Source organism: Arthrobacter sp. 01N444, from assembly GCF_056399305.1.
Genome location: NZ_JBFTRB010000001.1, coordinates 265,429 through 277,361, shown reverse-complemented (window position 1 = coordinate 277,361; position 11,933 = coordinate 265,429). Strand labels below are relative to the sequence as shown.

The following is an 11,933-nucleotide window of genomic DNA, read 5'->3' as shown; positions in this document are numbered from 1 at the left end:
TCTCTTCTAATGGGCCACGGCGGCGGCGCCGTGTTCGTCGATCAGGGCGCCGGTTTCGAAGCGCTCGAGTGCAAAGGGCTTGTTGAGTTTGTGCGGTTCTCCGGTGGCGATCGTGTGGGCGAACGTCAGCCCGGCCGCCGGTGTGCCCTTGAATCCGCCGGTGCCCCAGCCGCAGTTGACGAACATGTTTTCCACCGGGGTGGTGCCTACGATCGGGGAGGCGTCCAGGGTGGTGTCCACGATCCCGCCCCACGTCCGGAGCACGTGGGCCCTGGCGAAGATCGGGAAGAGTTCGACGGCGGCTGCCATCTGGTGCTCGATCACGTGGAAGGATCCGCGCTGGCCGTAGCCGTTGTAGGAGTCCACGCCGGCGCCCATGACCAGTTCGCCCTTGTGCGCCTGGGAGACGTAGACGTGGACGTGGTTGGACATGACGACGGTGGGGTGGACGGGCTCGTGGAGCTCGGACACCAGTGCCTGGAGGGGGTGGGACTGGATGGGGAGCCGGAATCCGGCCATTTCGGCAAGCACCGAGCTGTGCCCGGCGGCGCAGAGTCCGACCTTTTCGGTGTTGATGGTGCCGCGGGTGGTCTTGACCCCGGTGACGCGGTTGCCGTCCTTGATGAAGCCGGTGACCTCGCAGTTCTGGATGATGTCCACGCCGAGCTCGTCGCATTTGCGGGCGAACGCCCAGGCGACGTGGTCGTGCTTGGCGATGCCGGCGCGCGGCTGGTAGGTGGCGCCCATGACCGGGTAGCGGATGTTGTCGTTGATGTTCAGGATGGGGCAGAGTTCCTTGACCTGCTGCGGGTCCAGCCACTCGGCGTCGACGCCGTTGAGTTTGTTGGCCCCGACGCGGCGGACGCTTTCGCGGACGTCACCCAGGGTGTGGGCCAGGTTCATGACCCCGCGCTGGCTGAACAGGAAGTCGTATTCGAGTTCCTCCGGCAGGATCTCCCAGAGTTTCAGGGCGTGCTCGTAGATCGCCGCACTCTCGTCCCAGAGGTAGTTGGAGCGGATGATGGTAGTGTTCCGGGCCATGTTCCCGCCGGCCAGCCAGCCTTTTTCCAGGATGGCGATGTTGGTCATCCCGTGGTTCTTGGCCAGGTAATACGCCGTCGCCAGTCCATGTCCGCCGCCGCCCACAATCACGGCGTCGTAGGAGGATTTGGGGTCCGGGTTGCGCCAGAGGAAGTCCGGGTGCTCCGGCAGGTGTTCGGTGGTCATTGTGCTGCTCCAATCAGTTCTGCCTCAAGCCCGGTCGCCGTCGTGCCGGTGCCGAGATGCGGGTAAAGGGGGAACCGGTCCGCGAGGGCGCTGACGCGTCCACGCAGTTCAGCGGCGGTTTGGTCGCTGAGTTCGTCCCCGGGCGCCTGCGAGATGAGGGCGGAGGCGATGATGTCCGCCACCTCGGTGAACTCCGCGGCACCGAAGCCGCGGGTGGCCAGGGCGGGGGTGCCGATCCGCAGCCCGGAGGACACCATGGGCGGGCGGGGATCGAACGGGACGGCGTTGCGGTTGACGGTGATGCCGATCCGGTGGAGCCGGTCTTCGGCCTGCTGCCCGTCCAGTTCCGAGTCCCGCAGGTCCACCAGGACCAGGTGCACATCGGTGCCGCCGTTGACCACGGAGATCCCGGCCGCCGCGACGTCGTCCTTAAGGAGCCGGGACGCGAGGATCCCGGCGCCTTCGAGCGTGCGCTCCTGGCGTTCCTTGAACTCCGGTGACGCCGCGATCTTGAAGGCCACGGCCTTGGCCGCGATCACGTGTTCCAGCGGGCCGCCCTGCTGGCCGGGGAACACGGCGCTGTTGATCTTGCGTGCGTACTCCTCCTTGGCCAGGATCACGCCTCCGCGCGGTCCGCCGAGGGTCTTGTGCGTGGTGGTGGTGACGACGTCGGCGTAGGGGACCGGGTTCGGGTGAAGCCCGGCGGCCACGAGGCCGGCGAAGTGTGCCATGTCCACCATGAGGTAGGCGCCCACGAGGTCGGCGATGCGCCGGAACTCGGCGAAGTCCAGCTGCCGGGAGTAGGCGGACCAGCCGGCCACGATCATCTTGGGCCGGTGTTCAAGGGCCAGGGCCTCCACTTCGGCCATGTCCACCAGGTGGTTGTGCTCGCTCACGTGGTACGGGACCACGTTGTAGAGCTTGCCGGAGAAATTGATTTTCATCCCGTGGGTGAGGTGGCCGCCGTGGGCCAGGGCCAGTCCCATGATGGTGTCGCCCGGTTCCAGGAGGGCGAACATGGCGGCGGCGTTGGCCTGCGCGCCGGAGTGCGGCTGGACGTTGGCGTACTCGGCGCCGAACAGGGCCTTGACCCGGTCGATCGCGAGCTGTTCGATCACGTCAACGTGCTCGCAGCCGCCGTAGTAGCGCTTGCCCGGGTAGCCCTCGGCGTACTTGTTGGTCAGCACCGAACCCTGTGCCTCCATGACCCCGGCGGGGGCGAAGTTCTCGGACGCAATCATTTCCAGGGTGGACTGCTGGCGCTTCAGTTCGCGCGCCACGGCCTCTTCGACCTCGGGATCGACTACGGAAAGTCGCTCGTTCAACTGCTCAACCACGGTTGCTCCTTTGAAATACCACTATTGCTATGACTGATATATCAGTGTGAGAACAATGGTATGATTGAGATCACACCAGAGTCAATAGCCGGAAGCCAAGTGGAACCAGGCTTCCGGTTGAAATCCAGGAACGTTGAAATCCAGAAACGGAGCCGAGCTGTGAATGCACTCACCGTCCTGCCGCCCGCAGAGGACGAAGCCATCTCCCAGGCGGAGGCCGCGTACAGGCAGTTGCGCGACAAGCTGATCATGCTCGAAATCCGGCCGGGCGAACCCATCAATGACGGGCAGCTCGCCGCCGAGCTCGGGTTCGGCCGTACTCCCGTGCGCGAGGCGATCAAGCGGCTGGAAGTGGACCACCTGGTGGTTTCATACCCGCGAAGGGGGACCTTTGCCACCACCGTGGACTTCACGGAACTGGCCGACGTCTCGGAAATCCGGGAACTGCTGGAACCTCTGGCGGCGCGGCGGGCGGCAACGCGGGCCAACGCCGCCACGCGCCGCGAACTGCTGGATGTCGCCAAGACCATTGCAGAGCTGGCCCCGAGCCCAGCAGAGTCCCGGGAACTGATGCGCTACGACCTGACGGTGCACCGCCTGATCTACCGGGCCGCGGCCAACCCTCATCTGGAAGACACGCTGATCCGCTACGACAACCTGGCCACGCGCATCTGGTGCCTGGTCCTGGACAAGGTCCCCTCGGTCAGCGGCCACATCACCGAGCACGTGGAGCTGCTCAAGGCGGTGGCCGACGGCGACGCGGACAGGGCCGGCGAGCTCGCCCTGCACCACGTCACCAGCTTCGAGGAGACCATCCGCAAGGTCCTCTAGCCGCGGCGACCCTCCCGCCGGGGTCGCGGGAAGCGTGCGGGCTCGCCTTAAGCTTCCGGCGAGCCCGCACGTGACCGGCGACTTCGACCACGACGGGCGCCCGAGTCACCGCCGCAGTGGATTAGAGTTCCGGAACTTCAGCCGTTTTTCTTCCAGCGCTTCGGCCACTTCACGTTCATCAGAAGCAGCCCCAGCAGGAGCGAGTCGACGGTCATGATTCCGGCCATGAGATAGGCCCACCCGGCCATCATGGCTCGTCCGCCGTCCGGCGGCCGGAAGTGCGCGTGCGTACCAGAATGCCCAAGACGATCTCCTGACCTGGCCCCCCAGTCGCTCGATAGTTCACCAAGTCTCGCACCGCGGCGCCCCGGAGGGAACCGCGCCGCCGCCCGGCCCAAGCTTTTCACAAGGCAGCAGGTCAGAGGCGCATCTGTCGCAACCCCGTCTCGTTGAACGCAACCTTGAGTTCCAAGGTGGGCCGCTCCCAGGGCTGGCGCGCCCGGGCATCTTCATTGACTTAATCCACAAGCCTGAAACAAAAAGGCATTGACTGTGTCATGCGTCACGCCTATTATGGTGCAACAGCGTTGCACTGATTGCAACTCCAAAACACTTTGGTGGACACATGAGTAACGAAACTTCCTCCCCCGCCACTCTTGCGGGGCAGACCAGCCCGGAGTCGAATAGCGGGCATGGCAGTACGTCCTCGGGACAGACCACGTTGAGCGGCCATGCGGCCCCTGGCGGCCACGATCCCGCAGTCAGTAAGGAAACCCGACGGCGGGTCGTCGCCGCCAGCTTCATCGGAAACTTCGTCGAATGGTTCGACTACGCCGTCTACGGCTACCTGGCCGCAACAATCGCCGCGGTCTTCTTCCCCGAGTCCAATCCCCAGACGGCGCTTCTACTGACTTTCGCCCTCTTCGCCATCTCGTTCCTGGTGCGGCCGCTTGGCGGCTTCGTCTGGGGCCACATCGGTGACCGGGTGGGGCGCCGGACTGCCCTTTCCCTGTCTATCCTGATCATGTCCGGAGCGACCTTCTGCATCGCACTGATCCCGGGGTACAACTCCATCGGCATCTGGGCCCCGATCCTGCTCCTGGTGGTGCGCGTCGTCCAGGGCTTCTCCGCCTCCGGCGAATACGCCGGCGCGTCCGCCTTCCTGGTCGAGTACGCCCCGGCCAACAAACGCGGCCTGTACGCGGCGGTGGTTCCGGCCAGCACGGCCGCGGGCCTGCTGCTCGGCTCCCTGCTCGCGGGCCTGCTGACCGTCCTGCTCAGCGCCGAGGCGATGCAGAGTTGGGGATGGCGCCTGCCGTTCCTGCTCGCAGCACCGATGGGCCTGATCGGACGCTACATCCGCACCAAGCTCGAAGACACGCCGGTGTTCCGCGAACTGGCAGAGGAGGACCAGGCCATCAAGGCCCCGGTATCCAGCCTCTTCCGGAAGCACTGGCGGTTGCTGCTGAAGGCCGTCGGAGCCGTGCTGCTCAACGCCGTCGGGTTCTACGTGATCCTGAGCTACATGCCCACATATCTGTCCTCGGAGCTCGGTCTCGGCGCGGCCGAATCCTTCCTGGCCACCACCATCGCCCTGGTGACGTACATCGGGTTCATCTTCCTGACCGGTATGCTCTCGGACCGCTACGGCCGCAAAAAGGTGCTGATCGCCGCATCCTTGAGCTTCATCCTGCTGACCGTGCCGGCCTTCGCCCTGCTGGGCACCGGGAACTTCCTGGTGATCGTCCTGGTCCAGATCCTGCTGGGCGGCATGCTGACGCTCAACGACGGTACGCTCCCGAGCTTCCTGGCGGAGATGTTCCCCACCCGCGTCCGCTACAGCGGCTTCGCCGTCAGCTTCAATCTCTCCAACGCGCTCTTCGGCGGCACGGCGCCGTTCGTGGCGACCCTCCTGATCGCCGCGACGGCCAATGCCCTGGCTCCTGCCTGGTACCTCGCCGGCGCCGCGGTCATCTCCTTGATCGCCGTCGTCCTCTCTCGTGAAACCAGCAAGGAACCGCTGCGCCACGAGTAGCCCGCGCCGGCGCCCCCAAATTTTCCCCTCCAAAGAACAGCAATGCAGAAAGGCACCACCACCATGACCATCGCAACGTCCAACAACGCTTCGTCCATCGCCGAACTGGAGCGACTGAAAGTCCTGCACAACGGGCAGAAGGAAAAGCTGACTTTTTCCAACGCCGAATTTGAGCGCCGGCTCGGCGGACTGCGCCGCATCATGGCCGAAAAAGACCTGGACGCCGTCGTCCTGACCAGCTACCACTCCATCAAGTACTACTCGGACTTCCTCTTTACCTACTTCGGCCGGTCCTACGCCATGGTGGTCACGAAGGACGAGACCGTGACCGTCACGGCCAACATCGACGCCGGCATGCCGTGGCGGCGCAGCTATGGCGACAACGTGGTGTACACGGACTGGCGCCGGGACAACTACATCTTCGCCATCCAGGAGGCGCTGCGCACCCGCGGCATCAACCCCCGCCGGCTCGGCGTCGAAGACGATTCGCTCCCGCTGGACAACCGCAACAAGATCCAGGCGGCCTTTGCAGGGGCCACCCTGGTGGACGTCGCCCAGGCCGCGATGCGCCAGCGGATGATCAAGTCGGCCGAAGAGATCGAGGTGATCAAGCACGGGGCCCGCATCGGTGACCTGGGCGGCGAAGCCATCCGCAACGCCATCACCGCCGGCATCACCGAATATGAGGTCGCCCTGATCGGCACCGAAGCCATGGTCCACGAAATCGCGCGGACGTTCCCGGACTCGGAAATCCGTGACACCTGGGTCTGGTTCCAGTCCGGCATCAACACCGACGGCGCCCACAACTGGGCCACCACGCGCAAGATCCAGGAACACGACATCCTGTCCCTGAACTGCTTCCCCATGACCTCCGGCTACTACACGGCACTGGAGCGCACCCTGTTCTACGGCGAACCCGACGCCCGCTCCCTCGAACTGTGGAACATCAACGTCGAGGTCCACAAGCGCGGCCTCGAGCTCATCAAGCCGGGGGCTGTCTGCAAGGACATCGCCGCCGAGCTGAACGAGATCTACGTCAGCCACGGACTTCTCGCCAACCGGACGTTCGGCTACGGACACTCCTTCGGCGTCCTGAGCCACTACTACGGCCGCGAAGCCGGACTGGAACTCCGCGAGGACATCGACACCGTGCTCGAGCCCGGCATGGTGGTCTCCATGGAACCCATGATCACCGTCCTGGACGGCCAGCCCGGCGCAGGCGGCTACCGTGAGCACGACATCCTGGTGGTCGGCGAGGACGGAGCCGAGAACATCACCAAGTTCCCGTTCGGCCCCGAATACAACATCATCGGAGCCTGAGGCGCCCAGACCCCCTGAAGGCAGGACCCAGAAGCGGCGCCACGTCCACCGTGGCGCCGCTTTTGGGCCCTCATGCGGAATGATGGTAGACACCATGACCCCAGCAGAATCTCCCGGGACCACCGGAAACGGCGACACCAAGGGCACCTCCGTCATCGTCAACGCCATCGCCGTGCTGCGAACCTTCACGGCGGACGAACCGTTGCTCGGGGTCACCGAGATCGCGAACCGGGTGGGCCTGCACAAGAGCACGGTTTCCCGGATCCTGGCCACGTTCGAACAGGAACACCTGGTGGAACGCGATCCGGAAACCCGCCGCTTCCGGCTGGGGCTGGGACTGATCGCCGTCGCCGGGCCGTTGCTGGCCGAACTGGAAGAACGGCGGGTGGCGTATCCCGTCCTGCGTGAACTTACCGAACAGACCGGCGAAACCAGCGCCCTCATGGTGTGGAACGGCGCAGAGTCAATGTGCGTGGAGCAGATCGCCAGCCACCACCAGATCAAGCACACCACCCCGCTGGGAGCCCGGTACACCGACGCCATGAGCGCCTCCGTGCAGGTCTTCCTGGCCGCAGCGCCCGTCGAACGCGTCCGTGTGCTCCTGCGCAGCGGGGCGATCAGCTACCCGGGGCTCGATGATGCGGGCCTGGATGGCTACCAGATCAAGCTCAAGGACGTGACGGCCCGGGGCTGGGCCATCAACTACGGCGAATCCTCCATCGATGAAGTGGGCGTGGCCGCTCCCGTCCACGACCACCGCGGCGATATCGTGGCGGCCGTCCTGATCTCGGCGCCGCGGTTCCGCGTCTCACGCGAAGGGCTGCAGGGCCTGGGCGAAGCGTGCGCCGCTGCGGCCGATAAAATCACCAGCCGGCTGGGCGGGCGCGCGTCCAGCAACGGCTAGCGCGGCCCGCGCCCGGACTAAGGCGCCGAGCGCACGTCAGCTGAGCCGGGCCAGCCGCGCGGCCAAATGCAACGCTGCGAGCCGGCCCGTCCGCCGGGGGTCGCCGCCGCACAGCTCGAAGATCCGCTGCAGCCGTTGATGCATCGATTGCCGCTCCACGTGCAGTTCCCTCGCCGCCTGGGCCGTGTTGCAGCCGGAATCCAGCCACATGGCCAGGGTGCCAAGCAGCCGGGAATTGCGTTGCGCATCATAATCCAAGAGAGCCCCCAGCTGCTGGCGCACGAAGTTCCGCCGTTGGCCAGGGTCCAGGCTTCCCACGGCAAGGCGTTCGACGGCGAATGCCTCGCAATCGATCACGGGACTGTGCGGACCTTGGGTTCCCGTATGTGGTTGCCCCAGCGCGCCCGCCAATTCCAGGGTCAGCCTGGCCTCCGACAAGGACCATGGGGCTTCCGAAATCCCGACGGCCACCGGGCCGACGGCAACCAGCGTGTCTGATGGGGCCGGTAGCGCCCGCAGGCCAGCCAGAAGTGCGTCCCTGCTGTCCAGCGGACTATCGCCCGGGAGGACCACCACCGCCAGCAGCTCGGCATTATCGACATAGGTTGCGCTGGGCTGCGCCCGCCGGGCCAAGAGCTGCTCCACAGAAGCGCGGAGGTGTTGGAGCATGCCGGAGCGGACCATGATGGCCACGATTGTGGCACCCGGCGGAATCCCGGCCGCGGAAGCTAATTGCTGGAGCCGCCACGCCTGACTGCCGGAATCAATCGCGCGAAGCAGGGCCGCTCCGGCGACTTCCTTGAGCCCGGGGGACATCCGCTGCAGCAACGCCAGGGCAAGGATGTCCACAGAACGATTTCCGGCCGTCCGGGCCAGGTTCTGGTCCTCGTCCGCCGGGACCCGCAGCAACAGTTGAGCCGCAAGGATGCCGCGGATAGGCACGTCGATGTGAATCAGGCGTGCCTGCTCCTGCGGCCCAACGGTGGAGGCATCGACGTCGGCGGCCTCGGCCCGCCCCGGGTTTGCGCTGGCCAGGGTCGCGCCGGCTATGGATGTCAGTGTCACCTCGGCATTGATGATGCCGGCCAGCACGGCGAGGATCCGGTCCAGGCCACCGCCGTGCGCCAGTTCGACGGCCATCGCGTGACTGGCCTCATCGGCCCGCCGCAACTGCGATACCGAGTCGCTGACCAGCATCGAATTGATGGCCTGCGTGATTCCGACGAACGGCACCACCCCGCGAAGTTCAATCAGGGGCAGTCCGGCCGCCTCGGCGGCCGCCACCATAGACGATGGCAGGGACGGAAGGGCGGCCCCGGTTTCGATAGCTACGGCGGCAACGCCCCGCTCCGCCAGTTGGCGGATGTAGTTGACCTGCCGCTCCTCCGAGGCGAGGGCCAGGGCTTCTCCGCCCGTTAGCAGAAGTTCCCCGCCGGCCAGCAGGGGCGCGATATCAATGATTTCACTGGAGTGGATCCACCGGAGCTGCGCCCGGGCGGCGGCCCTGGCCGCGGCGCGGACAATGGGGTCGGCGGCCGCCATGGTCGGGTGGTTCAGGACGTCTTGAAGAAGGATGGACATTACACTCCGTCGCGTTGCTCTGGGTATATTTAGACACATTGTATATAGTCGTATGTGGCCTGCGACACATAATCTTGAGGAATCCCACACATCCTCGGAGGCTCCACATGCGTCAAAAATCCCCAGCGGCCCCTGCCGGCACCGCGCCGGAAGCGAGCGTAGACCACGAAGCGTGGCTCCAGCCCATCCCCGAATCACAACGGACCCGCAAGGTCTCGGGCCAGTTCTGGATCTGGGCCGGCGCCAATCTCGCCCCGATCAACTGGGTGCTCGGAGCGCTCGGCATCCAGCTTGGCCTGGGATTCGCGGACACCGTCACGGTTCTTGTCCTCGGAAACCTCATCGGGATGCTGCTCTTCGGTTGCTTCGTCCTGCTGGGCCAGAAGACCGGGGCGACCGGCATGGTGCTGGCCCGCGCCGCCTTCGGCCGGCGCGGCAACTACCTGCCCGCCGGCATCCAGGCTCTCCTGGTGATCGGCTGGTGTGCGGTCAACACCTGGATCATCCTGGATCTGGTCATGGCCTTGTTCGGGACGCTCGGCTGGGTTGACCCGGAGGCCAAGAACTACGCCTGGAAGATTGGCATCGCCACCTTCATCATGGCTGTACAGGTAGCCATCGCCTGGTTCGGCTATAAAGCCATTGCTGCCTTCGAGAAGTGGACCGTTCCGCCCACCATCATCATCTTGACCGTGATGTCGGCAGTGGCCTGGTTCGGCATGAAGATCAACTGGACCTACGCCGGCCCGGCCGGCCATATCCTGGAAGGCTCGGAACGCATCGCCGCGATGAGCGCAGTCATGACGGCCATCGGCATCGGCTGGGGCATCACCTGGTTCACCTACGCCGCGGATTACTCCCGCTTTGTCAGCACCTCGGTGCCCAAGCGCAAGGTCTACCTCGCCTCGGTGCTGGGCCAGTTCATCCCGGTCGTCTGGCTGGGCATCCTGGGGGCCAGCCTGGCGACCAACACGGGTGAAATTGATCCCGGCAAACTCATCGTCCAGAACTTCGGCGCGCTGGCCCTCCCGGTGCTGCTCATGGTCCTGCACGGCCCGATCGCGACCAACATCTTGAACATTTACACCTTTTCCGTCGCCACGCAGGCCCTGGACATCTCCATCAGCCGGCGCAAGTTGAACCTGTTCGTCGGCGTCTTCTCCCTCGCGGCCGTGATCTTCTTCATCTTCCAGGAGGATTTCGCCTCCGTGCTGGATGCCTGGCTGATTGGGCTGGTCGCCTGGGTGGCTGCCTGGGGCGGAGTCATGCTGGTCCATTACTTCTGGATCGAGAAGCGCTGGCCCGGCGACCCGTCCCGGCTCTTTGACGCCGTCGGCACCAAACGCCTGCCGGGCGTGAATCCGGCCGGTGTCGCTTCCCTGCTCATCGGCATCTTCGCCACCTGGCTGTTCATGTACGGACTGGTGCCGGCCATGCAGGGGCCCATCGCCGTCGCCCTGGGCGGATGGGACCTGTCCTGGCTCGCCGGGGGACTGGCCAGTGCCGCGGCTTACGCCGTCCTCGGTCCGCGGTTCCACAGGAAGTTCCTGGATGTCCCCACCCCCAGCGAACAGACCGCAGATTCACCTGACGCTACCGGCCTTGCGGTCACATCAACCACGCCCGCCGCCCTCTAGCAGGAGATCAACCCCGTGAACTTCCCCGCTTTCGCCGACACCGCCCATCCCATTACCTGGCCCGAAGGTCATCGTGCCGCGGCGTCCTTCACCTTCGACGTCGACGCCGAATCCTGCACCATCGCCCATGACCCGCAGAGCACCAGGCGCATGTCCCTCATGACGCACCAGTCCTACGGGCCCAAGGTCGCCGTCCCGCGGATTCTGCAGATCCTCGAGCGCCAGCAGATCCAGGCGACGTTCTTCGTCCCGGGTTTCACCGCCGAATGCTACCCGGACGTGGTCCGCCGGATAGCCGACGGCGGCCACGAGATTGCACACCACGGGTACCTGCACGAACCCATGCAAGGCATCGACGCCGCCACGGAGGCGCGGTACCTGGACCGGGGCCTGGATGCCCTGGCCAAGGCCGCCGGCGTCCGGCCGACCGGCTACAGGGCACCGTGGTGGGAGCTCAACTGGCATTCCCCGGCCCTCCTTGCCGACCGCGGGTTCCTGTATGACTCAAGCCTGCTCGACGGCGACGCGCCGTACCGCTTCAGCGTTGCCGAGGCAGACCCCCGCGATCTCGTGGAAATCCCCGTCGACTGGGCCCTGGACGACTGGGAGCAGTATGCCTTCTACCCGGGCGTCACCGGAAGCGGCGTCATCGAAAGCCCGGCCAAGGTCCTCGAAATGTGGACGCTGGAGGCCGAGGCCCACCACGCTGCCGGGAGCTGCTTCGTCCTGACCAACCACCCCTTCATTTCCGGCCGGCCGTCCAAGGCCGTGGCCCTGGAGCAGCTGATGGACCGGGTCAAGTCGATGGACGGCATGTGGGTCACCACCATGGAGAAGATCGCGCAGCACACGCGCGACTCCGTCGAGGAGATCCACACCCACGCGCGCATTGCCGTGCCCGGATTCCCGGACACCGGCGCACAGTTCACACCGGCCGGCGTGCGGCAGCCCCAAGGAGCCACGGCGCGGCGCGGGGCCGGAATCTAGGGCACAAATTCGGCCCTGGCAAGCACAGGTCCCCGGCACGGCCCCTCGTCAGAAGGTGGCTGGGCCGGGGACCT

General features: G+C 65.7%; 9 protein-coding genes. 6 read left to right on the top strand and 3 right to left on the bottom strand.

Annotated elements, in window-relative coordinates:
• Positions 1 to 6: 6 nt before the first annotated feature.
• The gene (locus AC1DKN_RS01285; RefSeq protein WP_026539064.1) at positions 7 to 1,227 is read right to left on the bottom strand and encodes a sarcosine oxidase subunit beta family protein; all 1,221 of its coding nucleotides are present in this window, start codon (positions 1,225 to 1,227) and stop codon (positions 7 to 9) included.
• Positions 1,224 to 2,564 carry a serine hydroxymethyltransferase gene (glyA, locus tag AC1DKN_RS01280; protein ID WP_476856067.1) on the bottom strand — a complete coding sequence of 447 codons (1,341 nt, stop codon included), beginning with the start codon at positions 2,562 to 2,564 and terminating at the stop codon, positions 1,224 to 1,226. Before glyA ends, AC1DKN_RS01285 begins: the two co-directional genes overlap by 4 nt.
• A gap of 159 nt (positions 2,565 to 2,723) precedes the next feature.
• Between glyA and AC1DKN_RS01275 the strand changes: the two genes are divergently transcribed.
• The 4 genes from AC1DKN_RS01275 to AC1DKN_RS01260 all read left to right on the top strand — a co-directional run bounded on the left by AC1DKN_RS01275 (position 2,724) and on the right by AC1DKN_RS01260 (position 7,654).
• Positions 2,724 to 3,395, top strand: coding sequence for a GntR family transcriptional regulator (locus AC1DKN_RS01275; protein ID WP_476870245.1), 672 nt, complete (start codon positions 2,724 to 2,726; stop codon positions 3,393 to 3,395).
• Positions 3,396 to 4,020: 625 nt separating this feature from the next.
• Positions 4,021 to 5,430 (top strand): MFS transporter, encoded by a 1,410-nt coding sequence (locus tag AC1DKN_RS01270; RefSeq protein ID WP_476870244.1) that lies wholly within the window; start codon positions 4,021 to 4,023, stop codon positions 5,428 to 5,430.
• A gap of 63 nt (positions 5,431 to 5,493) precedes the next feature.
• Positions 5,494 to 6,750, top strand: coding sequence for an aminopeptidase P family protein (locus tag AC1DKN_RS01265; protein WP_476870342.1), 1,257 nt, complete (start codon positions 5,494 to 5,496; stop codon positions 6,748 to 6,750).
• Positions 6,751 to 6,844: 94 nt separating this feature from the next.
• Positions 6,845 to 7,654 (top strand): IclR family transcriptional regulator, encoded by an 810-nt coding sequence (locus AC1DKN_RS01260; protein WP_476856070.1) that lies wholly within the window; start codon positions 6,845 to 6,847, stop codon positions 7,652 to 7,654.
• 36 nt (positions 7,655 to 7,690) lie between these two features.
• Here the strand turns inward: AC1DKN_RS01260 and AC1DKN_RS01255 are convergent, their stop codons facing one another.
• The gene (locus tag AC1DKN_RS01255) at positions 7,691 to 9,235 is read right to left on the bottom strand and encodes a PucR family transcriptional regulator (protein ID WP_476870243.1); all 1,545 of its coding nucleotides are present in this window, start codon (positions 9,233 to 9,235) and stop codon (positions 7,691 to 7,693) included.
• A gap of 107 nt (positions 9,236 to 9,342) precedes the next feature.
• On the opposite strand from AC1DKN_RS01255, the gene AC1DKN_RS01250 reads away from it, so the two are divergent.
• Both AC1DKN_RS01250 and AC1DKN_RS01245 read left to right on the top strand, forming a co-directional pair.
• On the top strand, positions 9,343 to 10,872 hold the full coding sequence (locus tag AC1DKN_RS01250; RefSeq protein WP_476849969.1) for a purine-cytosine permease family protein: 1,530 nt from the start codon (positions 9,343 to 9,345) through the stop codon (positions 10,870 to 10,872).
• A 15-nt stretch (positions 10,873 to 10,887) separates the two neighbouring features.
• Positions 10,888 to 11,859, top strand: a complete 972-nt coding sequence (locus AC1DKN_RS01245) for a polysaccharide deacetylase family protein (protein WP_476856072.1) — start codon at positions 10,888 to 10,890, stop codon at positions 11,857 to 11,859.
• Positions 11,860 to 11,933: the final 74 nt, after the last annotated feature.